General features: G+C 25.9%; 20 protein-coding genes. 2 read left to right on the top strand and 18 right to left on the bottom strand.

Features of this window, described 5'->3' with window-relative positions:
• Nucleotides 1–102 precede the first annotated feature (102 nt).
• The 7 genes from TY07_RS05895 to TY07_RS05865 form a co-directional block, all read right to left on the bottom strand.
• On the bottom strand, nucleotides 103–735 hold the full coding sequence (locus TY07_RS05895) for a cyclodeaminase/cyclohydrolase family protein (RefSeq protein ID WP_042396623.1): 633 nt from the start codon (nucleotides 733–735) through the stop codon (nucleotides 103–105).
• Between the two features lie 12 nt (nucleotides 736–747).
• Entirely contained in the window at nucleotides 748–1,893 is a 1,146-nt protein-coding gene (locus TY07_RS05890; protein WP_042396621.1) for a glycosyltransferase, read from the bottom strand.
• 5 nt (nucleotides 1,894–1,898) lie between these two features.
• Nucleotides 1,899–3,179 (bottom strand): glycosyltransferase, encoded by a 1,281-nt coding sequence (locus tag TY07_RS05885; protein WP_042396620.1) that lies wholly within the window; start codon nucleotides 3,177–3,179, stop codon nucleotides 1,899–1,901.
• A 17-nt stretch (nucleotides 3,180–3,196) separates the two neighbouring features.
• Entirely contained in the window at nucleotides 3,197–4,723 is a 1,527-nt protein-coding gene (murJ, locus tag TY07_RS05880) for a murein biosynthesis integral membrane protein MurJ (protein WP_042396617.1), read from the bottom strand.
• Nucleotides 4,723–5,460, bottom strand: a complete 738-nt coding sequence (locus TY07_RS05875; protein WP_042396615.1) for a WecB/TagA/CpsF family glycosyltransferase — start codon at nucleotides 5,458–5,460, stop codon at nucleotides 4,723–4,725. Before TY07_RS05875 ends, murJ begins: the two co-directional genes overlap by 1 nt.
• Before the next feature lie 19 nt (nucleotides 5,461–5,479).
• A complete protein-coding gene (locus TY07_RS05870) occupies nucleotides 5,480–6,568 on the bottom strand; it encodes a tetratricopeptide repeat protein (protein WP_042396613.1) in 1,089 nt (362 codons plus the stop codon).
• 253 nt (nucleotides 6,569–6,821) lie between these two features.
• Nucleotides 6,822–7,757, bottom strand: a complete 936-nt coding sequence (locus TY07_RS05865) for a hypothetical protein (protein ID WP_042396611.1) — start codon at nucleotides 7,755–7,757, stop codon at nucleotides 6,822–6,824.
• Nucleotides 7,758–7,938: 181 nt separating this feature from the next.
• On the opposite strand from TY07_RS05865, the gene TY07_RS05860 reads away from it, so the two are divergent.
• Together TY07_RS05860 and TY07_RS05855 are read left to right on the top strand one after the other, a co-directional pair.
• Nucleotides 7,939–9,321, top strand: a complete 1,383-nt coding sequence (locus TY07_RS05860; protein WP_042396609.1) for a GTP pyrophosphokinase — start codon at nucleotides 7,939–7,941, stop codon at nucleotides 9,319–9,321.
• A 159-nt stretch (nucleotides 9,322–9,480) separates the two neighbouring features.
• Nucleotides 9,481–10,584 (top strand): DEAD/DEAH box helicase, encoded by a 1,104-nt coding sequence (locus TY07_RS05855; protein WP_042396607.1) that lies wholly within the window; start codon nucleotides 9,481–9,483, stop codon nucleotides 10,582–10,584.
• A 205-nt stretch (nucleotides 10,585–10,789) separates the two neighbouring features.
• On the opposite strand, the gene TY07_RS05850 is transcribed toward TY07_RS05855, so the two are convergent.
• The 11 genes from TY07_RS05850 to codA form a co-directional block, all read right to left on the bottom strand.
• Nucleotides 10,790–11,737 carry a ribonuclease Z gene (locus TY07_RS05850; protein ID WP_042396604.1) on the bottom strand — a complete coding sequence of 316 codons (948 nt, stop codon included), beginning with the start codon at nucleotides 11,735–11,737 and terminating at the stop codon, nucleotides 10,790–10,792.
• A gap of 20 nt (nucleotides 11,738–11,757) precedes the next feature.
• The gene (locus tag TY07_RS05845) at nucleotides 11,758–12,492 is read right to left on the bottom strand and encodes a nuclease-related domain-containing protein (protein ID WP_042396601.1); all 735 of its coding nucleotides are present in this window, start codon (nucleotides 12,490–12,492) and stop codon (nucleotides 11,758–11,760) included.
• A gap of 94 nt (nucleotides 12,493–12,586) precedes the next feature.
• Nucleotides 12,587–13,675 carry a ribosome small subunit-dependent GTPase A gene (rsgA, locus tag TY07_RS05840; RefSeq protein ID WP_042396598.1) on the bottom strand — a complete coding sequence of 363 codons (1,089 nt, stop codon included), beginning with the start codon at nucleotides 13,673–13,675 and terminating at the stop codon, nucleotides 12,587–12,589.
• A 292-nt stretch (nucleotides 13,676–13,967) separates the two neighbouring features.
• Nucleotides 13,968–14,486 carry a GNAT family N-acetyltransferase gene (locus tag TY07_RS05835; protein WP_042396596.1) on the bottom strand — a complete coding sequence of 173 codons (519 nt, stop codon included), beginning with the start codon at nucleotides 14,484–14,486 and terminating at the stop codon, nucleotides 13,968–13,970.
• 92 nt (nucleotides 14,487–14,578) lie between these two features.
• Nucleotides 14,579–15,157 carry a GNAT family N-acetyltransferase gene (locus TY07_RS05830; protein ID WP_052330625.1) on the bottom strand — a complete coding sequence of 193 codons (579 nt, stop codon included), beginning with the start codon at nucleotides 15,155–15,157 and terminating at the stop codon, nucleotides 14,579–14,581.
• A gap of 144 nt (nucleotides 15,158–15,301) precedes the next feature.
• Nucleotides 15,302–15,838 carry a GNAT family N-acetyltransferase gene (locus TY07_RS05825; protein WP_172676147.1) on the bottom strand — a complete coding sequence of 179 codons (537 nt, stop codon included), beginning with the start codon at nucleotides 15,836–15,838 and terminating at the stop codon, nucleotides 15,302–15,304.
• A gap of 25 nt (nucleotides 15,839–15,863) precedes the next feature.
• Nucleotides 15,864–16,745, bottom strand: a complete 882-nt coding sequence (locus TY07_RS05820) for an aminoglycoside 6-adenylyltransferase (RefSeq protein WP_042396589.1) — start codon at nucleotides 16,743–16,745, stop codon at nucleotides 15,864–15,866.
• A gap of 42 nt (nucleotides 16,746–16,787) precedes the next feature.
• A complete protein-coding gene (locus TY07_RS05815; protein ID WP_042396587.1) occupies nucleotides 16,788–17,267 on the bottom strand; it encodes an NUDIX hydrolase in 480 nt (159 codons plus the stop codon).
• A gap of 182 nt (nucleotides 17,268–17,449) precedes the next feature.
• Complete coding sequence (gene fliB, locus TY07_RS05810) at nucleotides 17,450–18,598, bottom strand: flagellin lysine-N-methylase (protein WP_042396584.1); 1,149 nt, start codon at nucleotides 18,596–18,598, stop codon at nucleotides 17,450–17,452.
• 153 nt (nucleotides 18,599–18,751) lie between these two features.
• On the bottom strand, nucleotides 18,752–20,011 hold the full coding sequence (locus TY07_RS05805; RefSeq protein ID WP_042396582.1) for an HlyC/CorC family transporter: 1,260 nt from the start codon (nucleotides 20,009–20,011) through the stop codon (nucleotides 18,752–18,754).
• Between the two features lie 153 nt (nucleotides 20,012–20,164).
• Complete coding sequence (gene codA / locus TY07_RS05800) at nucleotides 20,165–21,430, bottom strand: cytosine deaminase (protein WP_042396579.1); 1,266 nt, start codon at nucleotides 21,428–21,430, stop codon at nucleotides 20,165–20,167.
• Between the last annotated feature and the right edge of the window lie 7 nt (nucleotides 21,431–21,437).

Genomic DNA, 21,437 nt, shown 5'->3' with positions numbered 1-21,437 from the left:
TCTAACCATCAGATAAATATTAATATTTTTATCCTAAGTATTTCAAAAAAATAAAGTCATAATATATAGCTAACTATTGGCTATATATTATGACTTTTAATTTTAGATACCGTATTCTTTAAGTATCAACTCTTTTTTACTTAATGATTTTCTTATTATTTCTCTACAAATTTCCGGAATATCTTCATATCCTTCATTGCTAGATAAACTATTATAATTAACAAAAACATTAACTATTGAACTTTCAATAGCAGAATGTAAAAGTATTGCTGCAACAATAGCATCTGATGTTAAATTTTTATTTCCAAATTCAATTGCAAAATCAATATTATCATAAAACTCTAAAGAATCTTTAGCTAAATTTAATGGTGATTCCATTGCTGCTATTGTTTTTTCTTTAATAGTCTTAGATCTATACTTCTTTTCTTCATCAGTATCTTTTGGCAATTTAAAAGTATCCATTAACGCAGTAAAAGTATCTCTATCTGCTTCCATGTAAGTAATACTTTTACTTATAAATTCTTCGCATTTCTCTTTTAAAACTAACATCTTTTCTTTATTTTTATCATCTAATTTTTCAAAAGCTTTTTTATCTACAGTAAATGAGTATACCATGTTGTTTAAAGCTCCAGCTAATGCTGAAACCAACGCTGCAGTACTTCCACCTCCTGGAGATGACAAATCAGTTTTTAATTCATATAAAAACTTATCTATTGTATAATCCTTAAAATTCATACTAACACCCCTTTATTTTATTATTTCCTTATAAACATTTATTATTTTATTTATTATAACATTTGCACTAAACTTCTCAGTACAATACTTTCTTAATGCTCTAGGTTCATACTTCTTGTGATTCTGCTCAATATACTCCATAGCCTCACTTAATGCTTTGACATTATCTATTTCAACTAATATCCCAACCTCTTTAGTTACTATATCTTCAGCTCCACCATTAAAAGTTCCAATTACAGGTTTACCACTTGCTAATGCTTCGATATATACTACTCCAAATGTTTCATATCTTGAAGGTAATACAAAAGCATTACACTTATTCATCCAATTAGCAACCTCTTCTCTAGATAATGCACCAGTAAAAACAACTTGATCTTCTACATTTTCACTTTTTGCTATGCCTTTTAGCCATTCCATTTGACTTCCATCTCCACCAACAACTAATTTAGCATTTTTATTTTTATATTTTTCTGCAAATGCTTTAATTAAAGTATCAAATCCTTTTTCACCTTCTAAAAATGCTACACTAAAAAATATGAACTCATTACTTTCTCTTTTAATATCTCTAATATCAAATAAAGATAAATCTACAAGATTTCCAATAACCTCTATATCATTACGACCACTTAATTTTTCAATTTCTTTCTTAAGTCCATTTCCTACAGCTATAACTTTATTTGAACTTTTATAAGACTCTATTATCCTTTTGTAATAACTTTTCTTTACGTAAACTCCTCTTTCAACAGAAGAATGTTCAGTAATTACTAATGGAATATTATATTTTTTTGCTACATAAGAAGCGCTTATACCACCCCATAATGATGATTGTGCATGAATAATATCTATCTTTCCCTCTCTTTTAGTAATTTCCTTATATAACTTTTCCATTCTTTTATCAAAAACTTTAAACATCAATGGATTTTTGGGAATAAAATTATAATTTTTATATCTATAAGTTCTTAATCCTTTTTCAACTTTAAAAGATAAACCACTTTTTTCTTTTATTTTTCCCATTAATGTTAATGGCCAAATTTCATTATATGCAACAGTTACTTTTACTCCATTTTCTTGAAGCTTATTTGCCTGTTCTCTAAAAAAACTACCATGAACTTTATTTCTATTATTATCATACCAAGAAGGTATAAACATTACATGCATAATAATTACCCCTTTAAAATATCATTAAGCTTCTTTGATATATATTGCCATTTGTATTCTTCTATAGGACCATATTTTTCACCATTTTTAATCATAGAAATTATTTTATTAATTCCACTTACAATTTCATCAGCAGTATTATTTACAACAACACACTTATTTTTATTTTCTACTACATCTTTTATAGGATCATTTTCATCTCCAAGTATCACAAAAATAATACCATCTGCTCCAAAGTAATCATAAATTTTAGCCGGAATTTGTTTTGAATTTTTATTTCCAAACAATAATAGCACTTCACTATTAAGCATATAAGCTAACGCTTCATCATAAGGAATTCTTGGTGAAACATTAATATTATCAACTGCCATTAATTTATTCTTTATTTCTTCATCATCAATATTCCCAAAGAACATAACATTTAAATCATTATACAAACTAATATTTGTATCTTTAATATTATTTAATGCTTCTATAAAAGGCCTAACATCTCTCAGCTTTGAGAATATTTCTCCTGCATAAACAAAATTAACTTTTTCTTTATTTATAAGTTTTGGAGTTAAACTCTTTTTAATCTCTTCATATTGATTTTCATCATATCCTCTTGTTACAATATAAGTTTTTTCAACTGGAATATTATAAGAAGATACGTAATCATCTCTATTAGCTTTAGTTACAAAAATAAATCTATCACTTAATTCAACTATTCTTTTTTCAAATGATCCTTCAAATTTTCTTCTTGCTTTGCTTATATTAGCCCTAGTTGAATCCTTCAGCCATGGATCACTCCAATATGTAACCCAAGGTAAATCCTTAAATTCCTCTTTAATTTTAAGAGCACAAATATGACTAGAAGGCGGTTCATGCATTGAAAACATAACATCAAACTTTTCTCTTTTTACTAATTCAATACCATATTTACTTGCAGCTTTTGCCCAATTAAAATACATATCTGGTATCGCTACTATTGATTTACCTTTTCTTAATAAAGCTTTTACAAAACTTTTATTACCGTTAGATACATTAACTACTTCTGCATTTTTAGATTTCTTAGGCATTATTCTTTCAAATATTTTTCCGCCAGAAATTATATGCTTTTTAACTCTTTTATCTAACATACTTAATATATACTCATCATAATAAATTGAATTTTTGGGGAAGTTCACTGTTAAAAGATGAACTTCATTCCCATCAATTTTTGCTAAGTTATTTAAATATTGTAAGGTTTCAATAGATGCCGAATTATTAATTAACGGTGAATAACATGCTATAAATAATATCTTCATATTTCCTCCTAAGTCCCTTACTTATATACTCTATTTTTCATCATATTTATTACTTCATCTAATTCTTCAATTTTAAATATTTTACATGATATAAAATAAACAACGCCTCCTACTACCCCATTAAATAAGATAGTTAATATTGCATTATTTAAATTTATCATAATATTTAATATTTTTAGTACTAATAACATTACCATTGCTGATAAACTTATTTTTAACAGTTTAATTATCATAGGTACAACATCAAAGTGTCCACCAAACTTTCTAGTAGAAATAAATAATAAAATTGACGTTACCATTGATGCTATTGTAGATGCTATTGCTACCCCAAATACTCCGAATATTTTTGATAAAGTAATACTTAAAATAATATTAACAACTACTCCAATAATTCCGTTAATTGTTGTTACTTTAGTTTTTTGCATAGAAAATAACGATGAATTTAAAATATCTCTTACTCCTGTAAATGGCAATACTAATGAATATCCTAAAAAAGCACTTGCTGTAATCTTTACAGCTGCTTCATTAAAATTACCCCTTTCATAAAAAGCACTTATGATATCTTTGTTTAATAGTATAAATCCTATTGAAATAGGCACCAATAATAAGGCTATAATAGAAATAGATTTTGTTAAGTAATTAGTAAATCCTTTAATATCTCCTTCATTTAATTTATTAGCCATTAGTGGATACATTACAGATACGATAGAAGTTGTTATTGCAGTATTTGCAAAAACTATTATTTTTTGTGCAAAATCTAATGCACTTACTGCTCCATCACCTAATGAAGATGCTACCTTCATATCAACTACCATATTTAAGGAGTTTGCTCCCGAACCAATGATTACAGGTATAATTAATATCAATATTTTCTTTATTCTTTCATCTTTTAAATCAATAAATAACTTAAATCTATATCCATGTTTATATAAAACCGGTAACTGTACTGCAACTCTCAAAAAATTTCCTATAACATTTGCAATAGTTAATCCAATGATACTAATATCTTTAAAAAATATTAAATAAATTATCATTGGAGCATTAAAAAACATTCCTAAAATTGAAGGAATTATAAAATCTTCACAAACTTGAAGCATTGCAGTATAACATGCATTTATTGATAAGAATAAAAGATTAAATAAAGTTATTCTTGTTAAAAAAACTGTAAGATTAAACTTTTCTTCATTAAACCCATCAAACATAAAAGCAACAATTTTATCTGTGAAAACAAATCCTAAAGCAAAAGCAATTACTGAAATAACTAATAATATAGAAATAATATTATTAGAAAACTTAAACATCTCTTCTTTATTCTTTTCAAACCTAACTTTGCTAAGCATTGGAATAAACACTGTTGATATTGCAAGTCCTACAATAGTAAAAACAGTCTCAGGTACTGATACTGCTGCTTTATATGCATCTGTATAAATACTAACTCCAAATTGATATCCAACCAGCATATCTCTAAATAAACCTAAAAATCTACTTAGAATGCTAATTATCATAACTAAGAATGCAGCTTTAAATATCTTGTTACCCTTCATTAGTTTTTACCTCTACTCTTGGTAACAGTCCATATAAATTTAGGAATACTTCCAAGTCTTTTTATTCTCCATGGCTCTTTTGCAACTCTATAAGCCCATTCCATTCCTATATCTATCATCCATCTTGGGGCTCTATTTACCTTTTCTGCAATAACATCAAAGCTACCTCCAACCCCCATAAATATTTTGCATGGTAATTCATCCATATATCTTACAATAAATTTTTCTTGTCTTGGACAACCCATTGCTACAAAAACTGCCATAGGCTTTTTTTCTTTTATTTCTTCTAATATTTCTCTTGGATTATCTAAATCAAAAAAACCATTGTGATATCCAGATATATTTATTCTTGGATAATCTCTTAAAATATTGGCTACACAAGCTTTTAAATTTTCTTCGCTTGCACCTAATAGATAAATACCTTCTCCACTATCTTCACACTTTTCAAGTATCTTCTTCATAAGTTCTATTCCTGCTATTTTTTCTTCTACAGGAGTTTTTAATATCTTAGCACTTATTTGTACACCAACACCATCTGGTATAATTAATGATTTATCACTTGTAAAATTATCAAATAGATTTTTATCATTTAATCCTGTGTATAGTACTTCAGGATTTCCTGAAACAATATGTACCTTTTCTTTTGAAAGTACAACTTCTAAGCATTCATCCATATTAGCAGCAAAAATTTCATACCCTAACATATCTATACTCTTATATTTTTGATTTTTCCCCATATAAACTCTTCCTTTATTATTACTTATTAATCATAGTTTCTAATTGTTTTACTATTTCATCATCTGGATTTAAATTTTTAGCTATATCTAAATGTAATTTAGCATTTTCTAAATCATTAAGATTTAAATAACACATAACTATATTTGTACAAATTTCTACATCCCTTGAAGCTTCAAATGCTTTTTTGAATAGCTTAATTGCCTCTTCAAATTCATTTATACAAGCATAATTTAAACCTAACTCAACAATAACCTCTAAAATACCACTTTCTCTCTTAACACTTTCTTTTAAGTAATAAATAGCTTGATTATAATCTTCTAATTTTCTAAAACCAATTCCTAAATAATAATAAATTAGTGGATTTTCTTCAAACTCTTCAGCTAATCTTAATAATATTTCAATACTTTTCGCTGGATCTTCTGCTAAATATTCTATAGCATTTTCATAATCTGAAATATTTTGAATATCTGCTTTTATAATTTCAACTTCTTTTGTTACCTTACCGCCTTTATTTAAATATTCATTAATAGCAACTCTAGCAGCTTTAAAATCTCCATCATTCTTTAAGACAATTGCTTGATATAGATATGGTTCTGCTATCTTTAAATTATTATTAATGCAGTAATCTATATCCTCAAGTAATAAATCTTTAAAACTACTGTCTTCTTCCCTTATAGTTTCCCCTACAAGTAATATTCTTTTCATTACATCTAAATCTTTAGAATATGTATAATAACCCTTTAATAAAAGATAAGCATCTAAGTATCTTTTATCTTCAATTCTTTTACTAATTAATGACTTAATACAATTTTCTGTATCTTTAATATAATCCAAAATTAATTCATAGTCTTCATTAAATCTTAAATTTTCATCAGCACCAATTGCAGTAAACATTCCTTCAATAAAGTAATATATAGGAAGATTCTTAATTTTTATTTCATCATTAATATTTGAACTTATATATTCTGAACTAATTGGTAAGTATAAATCTTTATTTTTAAAAGTAACATATGATGGAATACCTATATTTTCTTTAAATCCATCTTTATTCATCTCCAAAAATAATAATTTACTCATCTTTTCTTTAATTTTTGCCTTATAATCCATAAATTACACTCCTTTAGTAAATTATTTCATTATCCATAATACATTATTACCTTAAAAGTTTCAAATTAATTACGTAAAACAATAAAATCAAAAATGTTCGGCAAAACTATTTTTCTTATAAACAACTTTTTTTATTATTTAATTGTGTTTATTTATTATGTTTTTATATTGAATATAAAATAAAGCAAATTAATAATAATACATATTAATTTGCTTTTAATATTAATAATTTTATTTTTATGCTATGAATTAATTAATTTGCTTCTTCAATAAATAAAATATATTCATTCTTTATGTTATTTAGATTTCTTACAACTTCTTCATCTTTATCTTGTAAAACATATAAAATTTCTTTTATTTTATTTTCTAGATTTTCAATCTCATCTATAGATTCATTAATTCTTCTTTGCACTGAAATATCTGTAAAAATATTATCAAAAAATACATCAAGCGCAAATGTAACGTTAGAAAACTCCAAACTATTCAATTTAATATCACCTAATTCCTTGTTAAACTCTGATATTAGTTGTGACACTCTTTCAAATTTAATATTTGCTTTTCTTATTTTACTTTGTTTTGCTATTGATGACATAGCATCTCCACCTATAATATCAAAAGTTCCCCACTTCTTTGCTCCCTCTAATTCCTCTTTAGCTGAAACCACCTCTTCTAATAATCTCTTACCAGCACCATAAGCTTCTCTTATTTCATTGTTTTTATCTATAAGCTCATTTAATTTGTCATCTAGCCTTTTAATATTTTCCTTTGTTGCATAATCACCATTATTTTTAAGGATGCTTATTTTTTCATCCATTACTTTCTCATATTCTTTTTCACAATTTTCTATGCTAAAAAGCTTTTCTTTTTTATTTTGTAAATCTGATTTTATTACATTTATATTATATAATACCTCTTCATGCTTTATTTTCACATTAAGATATTCTTCTTTTTCCTTTTCTAACTTTTCATCTTTATTTTTAAATATAGTTGCAAAAAAATTAGAAAATGATGTTTTGTTTAAATTATCCACATCCTTTTTTTCCTTTTTAAGCTTCTTTTCTAAATTGCTTAACTCTATTTCTTCATTTTTTAAATTACGCTCTAATACGACTATTTCATTATCTAACTTATTTTTAACAGAAATATCTTCTTTTAATTTTTTTATTTTTAAATTTATTTCGCTTACCATATTTACTCCTTCTTCTCATATCTCCACTAAACAAATAGTTATATTTTTAATAATATCATTTTTATTCCTTAATTACTATTTTACTACAATTTTAGATAATAAACTATTATAATATTATTGGTTATATTAAATAGTAATTTGTATAATCATATTAATATAATTATTTAACAGAGGTGTAGTTTTGAATATTAAAGAATTTGACTATTTAGAAATAGCATTAAATGAATTAAAAAGAAATCAAAATACTTTACTAAAAGCTTCAGCAGAATTGGAGGATTCTTTTTTTTCAATATTAAATGAAAGTTATTGTGAATACTCTAATATTAGCTGTAGAGTTAAATCTGTTGAAAGTTTACGTGAAAAAATCTTAAGAAATCATTATTACAAACGCTATCCTGATGCTAATGAACTTATTTTTAGATTAAGCGACCTTATTGGTATAAGAATTGAATGTAGATTTGGTGATGATGAAAAAAAGATTTATCGTTTTTTAAAAAAGTATTTTAATAAAAAAGCTGATAACGACTTTTATTTTTGTGAAGATAATAATCATATTTCTCTTAAACTATCAGGAAAACAGCCACAAAAGCAAAAAAATGGTTTTACCATTTATAGAATTGATGGTAGATTTACATTCGAAAATTTAGTTATTCCTTTTGAATTACAAATTAAATCTTTAACTAATATGTTTTGGAGTGAAATAGAACATCAAATAATTTATAAAAACTCTAATTATATTATTGAAGATCAATTTTTAAGAGACATTATGAATTCTATAAAAAATAATTTAACAATGATAGATAATCAATTATTAACAGTTTTAAAGCACTTTGAATCTAAAAAAGTAAAATCAAATACTCCTAATAAAAGACAACTTCAAGAAATAATTTCTAAACTTATTTACGATATGTTTTCTCATAAAATGAAAGAATCTATTGATATGACAATTAACTTTAAAGACTCATGTGAAACTATCGTTGAATATGTATTTTTTAAAAATAATATTTCAAACGAATCTGATTATACTAATGTTCTTATATCAGCATTAAATACTTTAAATTCAGTTTCTGAAGAAAGTTTAAATTTCAACTCATCTTTATCATTTGAAAGAAAAGTTATTTATAATGATTATTTTAAAGAAACCCTTGGAAAGTATTTTGAAAATGTAATAAATAATGAATTTAGTTGGAATTTATTCTTTAGAATTTTATTCACTTTAGAACCTCTAGATAATGTTGGAGATTTTGAAAATTTCCTAGATTATCTTAAAATAACTTATACAGAATCTAAGCATATTAACAAACAAAAAGATATTTTAATTTCTAGATTTGGAGTCAATTTTAACATAATAGATGATGCTGTAAAAGCACAAGTAGCTGAAACATTAGTATTAATCGATAAAATAGATATTGTATATGATTATACTATTGAAGATGTTAATGAAATTGTTGAATATATTTATAAGTATATCAATGATAATATTACTACTTTTGACTCTTGGGAACGAGCAAAAAATTCAATATTATTACATTTACACAATGAAATAATTCAAGTATTGGAATAAAATTTATTTTACCCGATAAGAAAAATATATATTTTCTTATCGGATTTCTCATTTTTATATATAAATAATTATTATTTTTCCAGTAATCTACTTTCTACTATTGCTATATAGATGTTATAATAATATGAAACTTTAGATGAAAGATAAAAGGTAAATTATATGAACTTTAAAAATTTAGGAATTAGTCATGATATAGATAATGTATTAAAAAAATCTGGAATACAAAATCCAACTCCCATTCAGCAAGATAGTATTATACATATTTTAAATAATAAAGATGTTATTGCTGAAGCTCAAACTGGTACTGGTAAAACTTTAGCATTTTTACTACCTATATTTGAAAATATCTCATTAAACTCACAAGGAATACAAGCATTAATTATTTCTCCAACAAGAGAATTAGCTATTCAAATTACAGAGGAAGCTAATAAATTAAGTACAGCTAAAGATATCGGTGTTTTATCAATGTATGGTGGTAAAGATATAGGTTCACAAATGAAGAAACTTAAAGGAAACATAAGACTTATTATTGCAACACCTGGAAGACTTTTAGATCATTTAAAAAGAAAAACGGTTAAGTTAAACACATTAAAAACTATAGTATTAGATGAAGCTGATCAAATGCTTTTAATGGGATTTAGAAACGAAATTGATTTAATAATGAAAGAAACCCCTAAGAAAAAACAAACTTTATGTTTTTCAGCAACAATGGACAGTGCTGTTAAAAAGCTTGCGTATAGATATATGAATGATCCAATTATCGTAAGTGTTAAAAAAGAAGAAATCACCTTAGCTAATATTAACCAAGAAGTTGTTGAAACTATTGATAGAGAAAAAAGAGAAGCTTTATGTAAAGTGTTAGATGAAGACAATCCTTTTATGGCTATAATATTCTGCAGAACTAAAAGAAGAGCTGATGAACTTGAAGTAGTTATGCATAGACGTGGATATAACTGTAAGGTTATTCATAGTGACATTCAACAATCAAAAAGAGAAAGAATAATGAAATCTTTTAGAAATGCTGATATTCAATATTTAATTGCAACTGATGTAGCTTCTCGTGGATTAGATATTGGAGGAGTTGATCATATTTACAATTATGATATACCTGAAAATGTTGAAACTTATATCCACAGAATTGGTAGAACTGGAAGAGCTGGTGAAAAAGGCTATACTTGTCTTTTCGTAGATCCTAAAGACTCAAGAATGCTTTCAGAAATTGAAAAATCTATTAAATTAAATATTCCTAGAAGAAATCTTTAAACAGTAACAAAACTAGATAATTTCAATTAACAAGTGGTAAGTTGATGTGGAAATTCCTTTGAGAGTTGAGACTATAGATAGATTTGTACAATATAAGCATAGATGAAAATTACTTTAGTGATAGACATCTATGCTTATTTTTTTTATAATAGGTTTGTGTAAAAACAAATCTATCTATTCTCCTCTCTTGGGAGTTTCTTCATTTTTACTTATCAGCAAAGCTAATACTTTTTATTAATCTATCTTCTCCAATAATAGTATTCTTAAAAATTCTAGTTGCATTTTCTTCATATTCTTTTGGTTCTAACATCGCAGGTGAAAAATGAGTTAATAAAAGTTCTTTACAATTGCCATCTCTTGCAAGTGTTGCAGCTTCGCTAAATGTCATATGTTTTTTTCCTATAGCTTTATCTATATCATCATCACTTCCAAAATTACCTTCACAAATAAACAAATCACTATCTTCTATAAAATTAACTATACAATTTAAAGGTCTAGTATCCGTAATTAAACTTATTTTTATTCCTCTTCTTTCATCACCAAGTACCATTTCTTTTTTATATTCTTTGCCCTCATAATTTATTATTTCTTCATAACCTTTTTGTAGCTTATTCCATAATATTTTAGGTACATTATTTTTTTCAGCTTTTTCTACTGAAAACTTCCTATCACGCTTAAAATATAAACTATATCCTATACAAGGTGATGAATGATCAACTTCTAATGTTGTAAGCTTTATTTCACCACATTTTTCAACAACTTCAAGATTATCATCATTAACCTTAAAATTAATTTCCCTAGGGTTTTCTATTATATTTAAATCATATGTAAGATATTTTGCTATAACAGTAAGTCCTTTAACTACTTCTGTTATTCCTTCTGGTCCAATTATAGTTAACGGTTTTTCTCTTCCGCTATTTGCTATAGTTGATAAAAGTCCTGTTAAACCAATAATATGATCACCATGACAATGTGTTATACAAATTACATCTATGGATTTAACCCCCCATCCAATCATTCTCATAGATACTTGAGTTCCTTCCCCACAATCTATTAGAATTTTTCTTCCTTTAAAATTTAAAAGTGTTGCAGATAAATTTCTATAGGGCATTGGCATATTTCCACCACAGCCCAATAAACATAAATCAACCATACTCCCACCAACTTTCTATATTATGCATTTAATTTAAAGGTACAATTAGGATAATTTTTACATCCTTTAAACTTTCCATACTTACTTTTTTTCTTTTTAAGCTTTCCTCCACATCTTGGACACCTATTTTTTTTCAGTTTTTTCTCTGCATTTTTTACTGTTCTTTTAACATTTTTAACATGAGCCTTTCTTTCTTTAAATGAATTAACATTTAACTCTTCTAATTTCTTAAATATTCTTTCTACTTCTTCAATTGTATACTCTTTAGTTTTATATGATTTTATTATCTTACTTACTTTATTAATATATGTAACATCAGTAACTGCATTTACATTTAACCTTGCTCTTTTACTAAATAAAATAATAGATTTTATCTTTTTGTATCTTATTTCAGGAATTAAATCTTTTATTGCCTTTATATGACCATTATTTTGTTTTATAGGATTTCTTAAATTTTCATTTTTATTTATTAGTATTTGACTCCAGTTTTCATCATATTCATTTCCTTTTATTATTCCCTTATAATTTTTTGTTTCTATAACAAAAACTCCATATATAGATATAACAACATGATCTATTTGTGTACTACCATTTGCAGTTTTTAGCAATACATTATTTAGCACCTTATATTTTCGTTTATTTAATTTTCTTAATCTTTTACTTACTTGTTTTTCTCCAATATATCCTTTTATCTTAGCTTTATATACCCTTATAAAAACAAATGAAATAACCACTATTCCTATTATTATTTTCATATTATCACCTAAAATATCTTTATTGAGATATAATATTTACTTAAAAAAGCCCCAAATAATAAATTTGGAGCTCCTACATTATTTTAAAAGCTATTTAATTATATCTTCTTTTATTTTTTTCTTTTGCAAATTTTCTAGCATTTTTTATTCCACCAACACTTGCAAACATATTATTAATTTTTTCTTTTTCTAATTTTCTACCTTTTAATTCTGAATATTTTAATTCTTTTTGAATCTTCTTATAGCTTTCAAATCTATTTATATCAATTATTCCATCTTCTATTGCTTTTCTTACAGCACATCCTGGTTCACTTTCATGCTTACAATCTGAAAATTTACACTGTGCTGCTATTTCATCAATATCAGAAAAAGATTTATCTACATCTCCAGTAATAAGTTGCAACTCTCTCATTCCAGGTGTATCAATAACTACGCCTCCATTAGGTAGTACTAAAAGCTCCCTATGAGTTGTAGTATGTCTTCCTTTATCATCATTTCTTAAACCATTTGTAAGAAGAATTTCTTCTCCCATTAGTTTATTTATAAGAGTTGACTTTCCTATACCTGATGAACCTATGAATGCTACTGTTTTATTATTACCTATATAATTCTTAATTTCTTCATAGCCTTCACCATTTATAGAGCTTGTTACTAATACATCAATTCCAAATGCAACGGCTTCTACCTCTAATTGCTTTTCTAAAACATTATCACAAAGGTCAGCTTTTGTTAATACTATTACAGGTGTTGCCATACTATCCCAAGCAACTGATATATATCTTTCTAATCTTCTAATATTAAAGTCATTATTAAGTGCCATACATATAAACACAATATCTATATTTGCAGCCACTATTTGAATATCTCTTCTATTTCCAGCAACTTTTCTTTCAAAAGCACTTTTTCTTCTTAATACATGATGAATTATAGCATTTCCATTACTATCATTTAATCTATCTACCATAACCCAATCTCCTACAGCTGGAAAACTTTCTGTGCCTAATGCTTCATGCTTAAATTTACCTGAAACTTCTGCTAAAGCCTCTCCCTCTTCTGTAATAATTTTATATTTATCTTTATGCTGAACAGATACCCTTGCTAAAAATAAATTATCTTCATACATTGTTGCTTCAATTTCAAATCTTTCAGTTAGTCCAATATTATTTAAATTTGTTTTTTCCAATTTTCTTTCCTCCGAAATGCACTTAAAGTTTAAATTAATTTCAACTAAACCCTTAGTGAGGAGGTATCAAAAGTTTCATTACAATTCTGTAAGGCTAATTAATACCCACCTCACTAATTAATACACTATCCATTTCAATGCTTATTATTTTCATCATAATACATCACTCCTTTTACGAAATTAAAGGTATGAGAACCTAATTCTCATACCTAGTTTATCATTATTTTTTTAATATATCTACTATTAATTTCCTAATTTTAATTACCCTTTTACACTAATATACAATTAAATTTCACTTTATATATTTATGCATAATAAATTTAGTTTCAAGCTTCTCTCCTACTTTAAAAGAATGTTTACCAATTTCTTTAAATCCATTCCTTTCATAAAATGAAATTTCTCTATCATTTCTTTCACATATACCAAGCCATATAAATTCTTTACTATCATTTCTTGCAACTTTAATTACTTGTTCAATAAATTCCTCGACTATATCCTTACCTTGATAATCCTTTAATATATATATCTTTTCTATTTCCATTGATCTTGGATTCTTAATATCTTTTTGCGCTTTATATTTGTTTAATTTTACATATCCACCTAACATGTCATCTATATACATGAAATAAACTCCAGAGTTTTCATTTATTATTTCACGACTTAGCTTTTCAACACTAAAGCTTTTATCAATATATTTTGCCATATTTACCGGTGTATTATCTTGACCATATGTATCTACATAATTAATTATTGATAATTCTTTAAGTGTAAATAAATCATTTAATGTACACTTTTTTAAAGCAACTTTCATTACGTTATCCTCCCTTAAATTCCTCACTCTTATTCCTCTATTGTATTTTCATAATAATATATCAACAACCTATCCACTTATTAATTACACTATTATTTATTTTGTTTTTCATTCCATTCTTCTTTTAAAATTCCATAGAAAAGTTCATCATGATATTCATCTTTATAACCAACAACCTTTCTATTTTTAATAGCATGTCCCTCTCTTCTCATTCCTATATTTTCCATAACACGATAAGAACCATAATTTTCTGCATCACAAGTAGCATATAATCTATGCAATTTTAATTCCTCAAATGCAAATCGAACTAATTCTTTGCCTGCTTCGGTCATATACCCCTTCTTCCAATAATTCTTATGTAAAACCCATCCTAGCATTGCTTCATCTAATGTATCATTTAAATAAATACCACATCCCCCTATTACATTTCCTGTATCCTTTAAAGTCACTGCAAAATCGTATTGTTTTCTAGGATTTTTATTAGCATTTTCTATACATTCTACTAAAAATTCAACTGTATCATCTTCTGAATTAGGTCCCCATATCATATACTTAATATTTTCTATATCAGAAGCATAAGCATGCACCGCAGCGAAATCATTTTCATTAAATTCCCTTAATATTAATCTATCAGTTGTCAACTTTATTTCTCTTTCATCATTAATTCCCATATCCTATTCCCTTCCCATATTTCAATAATTTTTAACTAATCATTACCAATTATTATAACATATATTTAATCACTTTTCCATTATATGTATTTCAAAGAGGTTATTGTAATTTTTTATTACAATAACCTCTAAAGTAATTAATATCTATAAAACAAATTCTAACTGACAATCATAAGGTTCTTTTGAAACAATTTTTTCATTATATTCTTCAGCTTCAACACATCCCATTACTTTGTAAAATGCTTGTGATTCCTCTGAAGAATGTGCCGAAATATATAGTTTTTTTGCACCAAGTAGTTTTGCTTCTTGAATAGCAATTATGAAAAGTTCTTTACCTATACCTCTGCCACGACTTTTATAAGAAACGTGAATAGATGATAATTGTACATATTCTTTATGTGCTCCAAAGAATTCACTTTCTATAGAAAAAAATCCTATTAAACTTTCCCTATCAAATGCGCCTATAACAACTCCATTTGTTCTTATAGTATTTTTTAAACATTTTACTAAAAATTTATATTCTTCTTTACCCCATTGTTCTATAAATGGAACATCTTCTAATTCCCACTTATCTCCATGTTTTCTCCAACATCTTTTTACCTCTTGATATCTATTAAACTTTGAAAATAATTCTTCGTTTATTTCTTCTTCTTTTAACTTTTTATAAATAATCTTATCCATTTTACATCCTCTTCTCATGCTTTATTTAATAAATTTCTAAGGCATCATCTGGTAACTCTTTTATATGTTTAATAAAATTAAAACTTCTTTGTGCTTCATCATAATTATACTCATATCCTAATTGTTTAGATACACTATAAGCAACCTCTTCAAATAACTCACAAGTTATAAAAAGCGCTGTCCATGATGAATTATAATCACTCATATTAAAAGTACTCATTAATTTATCCCATAATTCTTTATCTATATATTCTTTAAGAAACTTATTAGATTTTCCAATACTAACTTTAAAATTTGTCTCTATTCCAACCTTCCACTTAATCATAGTTATTAATCCATCTCTTACATAGTTATTCATAACACCTATTGAATAGAGAATTTCTTTTCTCCATAATCCTTTTGCACAATATGGTGCTACCCACCAAAAATTATTACATTCACTAAAGTATTCTTCATAACTAGGTTTTTTAATCCAGTAATCTTCATCACTAGCAGGCTTAACTTCTGGTAAAATATTATCTTTATCTAATAATTGAACTACTAATTTATCTTTGTTATATTCCTCAGTTAACATATTAATTGGTTGCAGATGCAAATCTATTCTATTTCCATCTGTAAATTGCATCAAATAAGTATATCCATTATTAAAGTCAATATTAATTCCTTGCATTTTATCCAATTTATCTGGTTCTTGAAAAATAATTGGTTCTCCAAAATTACTTGTCCATTTTTTATCTTCTATAAAAGTTTTAGTTTCTGTTACCACATATACAATATCATAATCTTGAAATATATCTTTTTTTATATTAGGATTAGCTCTTGAGCCATTCATATATACAGCTCTAATTCTTTCATCTCGTTTAGCTATATCTAAAATCAAATCATACATTTCCTTTTCACTTCTCATAAACTTCTCCTTATATAACTCAATAGTAATTACTATTTAATTTTAATCTTGGTAAGTGATAATATGTTGGATTTCATTTTTTAAATCTTTTAATTTTTCTCTAAAAAATGTTGGATATGCTCTATACTCATTTAATTTATCTATAGGTAACCAATACATATTTTCTTTTACCCCTTGAGTATAACTATTGCTATTTAATTCTTGAGTCCCTCTCGGTTTCATTAAGAAATATAAGGCTATCTCATGACATTCCCTTCCTTCTAAAGTACCATCTCCATCAAAGAAATTTTCATGTATAAATGCTAATCTTTCTACTTCATACTCAACACCAGTTTCTTCTAACACTTCACGCTTTACAGCTTCTTCTGCAGATTCTCCAATATGAACTCCACCACCAATAGAATAATAATAACTTTCTCTTTCATTTCCAGCAAAAAGAACATGTCCATTTTCTATAATAATTGCCGCTGCACGATATCTAAACCATTTATTTCTCTTTGTAAATCCACAATCATACTCCATTTATACTCACCTCACCCTTTAAAATATAAATACTAATATTATTATACCATTGCTTATTCTCAAATAATCAGTCTCATTTTTAATTTCTGAATTCTTACAAACCTCAATTTATTTAATTTATTATTAATTCTAATAAAAAACGTATTACTAAACTAATATTAATTTAGTAATACGCCTTTAAACTATATATTATTTTCTAATATATTTTTAAATACTTTATTATGCTCTATATCTTTACTTAAACTTTGAATAACTCTTATTATTTCATCTTCAGTTATTGCCTTTTTTGAATTTAAAGCAATTCCTATTACATAAGCCTTTATTATCTTATAACTATTAATTAATACATTTATACTTAAGTTTAAGCTTTCACCTTTATTAAATGGAATTAAGTCCTTAAAAATTTGATTAACTAAATAATTTTCTAAAATATATGAGTATTCTTTAAGTCCTATAAAAACATCTTGATTTTCACTTATATATTTGCTTAAATCATCATATTTTGAAATACCCTCTTTATATTCTACTACACATTCTTTAAGCCTTATTCCCTTTATATTATTAATAAGTTTTTCATCTATAAGGCTTAAATAAAATTCATTACTTTCATTAAAAGGACTTCCTTTTAACTCTTCTAAATTTACATTATCCTCACTAAAATCTTCTAAAAGCTCCTCTATACTTTCAAAGTCATTTTTCTTATAAAACTCTTGGATTATATTATAAAAATTCTTTAATATATTTAATCTTTCTTCTATAGTAAAATTTCTATTTTGAATTATATTTATTGAATTAACTCTTATATCCCAAAAATATTGAAGTAAACTATCGCTATCTTCAAAGGCTTCTGTATCTATTATCCTTCTAATTTCAATAGCACTTTCATCTATTTTTTCTTCACACTCAATAAACTCCATTTTTTCTTTATTTAAAAATGCAATTTTACATGCTTCTTCACATGATGGTAAAGCCGATTTTTCGTATACATCATCTATAATATTATATACTCGCGGAAACCTCTTACAAGTTATACAAAGATTTTCTTCACCTATTCCTCCATGAATATCACATAGTAAATTATCATTTAAAAATGGACATCTATTTTCTTCTTTTAAAATCATAAACCCTTTATTAAAATAATCGCCACTATTTTTATTTTCTCTAAATTTACCCTTAACTAACTCTTTAAGCTCTCCAGTACAATTACTATACTTTTTATATGTATCTTCATCTATATTTATATCCCATCCTGCACAACATGTATCTACACATTCTGATCCAATACATTTAAAAGTTAACATATATTTTGGCATAAACATATTTGCTTTCATTTTTTACTCCAATCATTTATATTTATATTTATATTTCCTATTAATAATACATCAAAATTTATATTATGTAACTAAAATTAGCTTGTAATATATTTAAAAAAAGTAAAATACATTTGAGAATTTCATCTCAATTGTATTTTACTTTATTAAAAATTAGCTACATTTCTGTTCCTCAATTCTTTCAACTATTATTTCTTTTACCCTTCTCTCCTCAATTTTAGAAATAGAAATACTTAAATCTCTATATACAAAACTTTCTCCAACCTTAGGTAAATATCCAAATTCTTTTATAACCCATCCGTTAACAGTTTGTACTTCAAAATCATCTACTTCTTCCTTCATATTAAATTCTTCAAAAAAATCCCCTAATGAAACACTGCATATAACCGAATACTTATCTTCATCTATCTTTTTAAAATATTCTACAACTTCATCATGCTCATCCCATATTTCACCTACTAGTTCCTCTAATACATCCTCAAGTGTTATAATTCCCATGGTTCCACCAAATTCATCTATAACTACAGCCATATGATTTTTAAGATATTGAAACTTCTTTAAAAGTTCTGAAATCTTAGTATTTGAAGTCACATATAATATTGGTTTTATAATACTATCAATATTAACTTTTTTATCATCTAGTGCATCATAAAAATCTTTTTCATGAATCACACCAATTATATTATCTATATTATTTTCATAAACAGGAATTCTTGAAAATTTATTTTCTTTAAAAACCCTTCTTACATCCTCTATTGTAGCTTCTTTAGATATTGAAATTAAATCAACCCTTGAGGTTAGTATTTGATCTGCATCTAAATCATTAAATTCTATAGCTGAACGTATAAGCTTACTCTCATGTTCATCTATTCCACCTTTAATTTCAGCTTCTTCTACAATAGTCAATAATTCTTCTTCAACTTCTATTGGAATTTCTTCAACTTTTATTACCTTAGAAATAGTCTTTTTCCATAACCCAAACACAAAATTTAGTGGGGTAAATATAATAAGCAATACTTTTAATATTGGTGTAGAAAACATTGCAAATTTTTCAGGACTCTCCTTTGATAAGCTTTTAGGAGATATTTCCCCAAATATTAATACAACTATAGTCATAACGATTGTTGAAATTGTTACACCTGCATCCCCATAATATTTAGTAAAAACTATAGTAGCTATTGATGCTGATGCTATATTCACTATATTATTACCTATTAATATGGTTGAAAGTATGCTATCAAACTTTTTAGCGAGATTTAATGTACTTTCGGCTCTTTTACTTCCATTTACAGCTAAGTTCTTTAGCTTAATTTTATTTAAGCTAGAAAAAGCTGTTTCTGTAGCTGAAAAGTAAGCTGACATAATAATAAGAATAGCAATAACAACAATCAATATCAGGGCATTATCATCCATTTTAATATCACTCCATTTTTATAAATATTTTAGTTTACTAACAATATATGTAGAATCAATTAAAATATTATATAAATTAAGTTCATTAATTTTAAATATAATAAAAAAATAAAAACAGATGAATTTAATGCAATTCATCTGCTTTTATTTCTACTATCTTTTAAATGTTACTTCTTTTTCTTCATTTACAGTTATAAATGACTTGCTTGGTATAGTCTTTGCTATAACTCTACCTTCTCTTATTGAATATAAAACCTCTGCTCTTCTTCTAACAGCATCATAACCACTTTCAGAATTTAGTAATATTAAATTCCCTGGTTTACCTATTTCTATTCCATATATATCTTCAATATTTAATGTTCTTGCACTATTAGTAGATATAAACTTTAATGATTCATTTATATCATCATAGCCCATCATTTGGCATACATGTAACCCAAAATGAACTACTTCTATCATATTACCAGTTCCCATTGGATACCATGGATCAAAAATATCATCATGTCCAAAAGAAACATTTATTCCTGATTCGTTTAATTCCTTAACTCTTGTTATACCTCTTCTCTTAGGATATGTATCAAATCTTCCTTGAAGATGAGTATTTACTAAAGGATTTGAAACAAAGTTTATTCCAGACATTTTTAATAACCTAAATAACTTATATGTATATGCATCATTGTACGATCCCATTGCTGTAGTATGACTAGCTGTTACCTTATTTTTAAGGCCTGTTTCTAAAGCTCTTGCTGCTACTACTTCTAAAAATCTTGATTGCTCATCATCTATTTCATCACAATGAACATCTACTAATACATTGTATTTTTTAGCTAATTCAAATATTTTATTTATAGATTCTACACCATACTCTCTTGTAAATTCAAAGTGAGGTATAGCCCCTATTACGTCAGCCCCTAACTTTATAGCTTCTTCTATTAATTGAATACCATTAGGATAAGAAAGAATTCCTTCTTGTGGGAAAGCTACTATTTGTAATGTAACATAATCTTTAATTTCTTCCCTTACTTCTATCATTGCTTTTAAAGCAATTAAACTCTCATCAGTAACATCAACATGAGTTCTTATAAATTGAATTCCATTAGCAACTTGCCATTCTATAGCTTTTTTAGCTCTAGTTTTAACATCTTCTTTAGTTAAGAATTCTTTTCTTTGAGACCATCTTTCTATTCCTTCAAAAAGTGTTCCACTTTTATTCCATTCTGGTTCTCCAGCTGTTAAAGTAGTATCTAAATGTATATGTGGTTCTATAAAAGGAGCAGAAGCTAATGCTCCATTTCCTTCTATAATTTCTTCATCATTTACAACATCTAAATTTTCTGCTATTTCAGTAAACTTTCCATCAACTATTCTTATGTCAAATAATCCTTCTCTATCTAAAAGTCTTACTTTTTTAATTAACATATTATCA

Source organism: Clostridium saudiense, from assembly GCF_000577815.1.
GTDB classification, from domain to species: domain Bacteria; phylum Bacillota; class Clostridia; order Clostridiales; family Clostridiaceae; genus Clostridium; species Clostridium saudiense.
The sequence above is the reverse complement of the archived record's forward strand: the minus strand, read 5'-3'. Positions and strand labels throughout refer to the sequence as shown.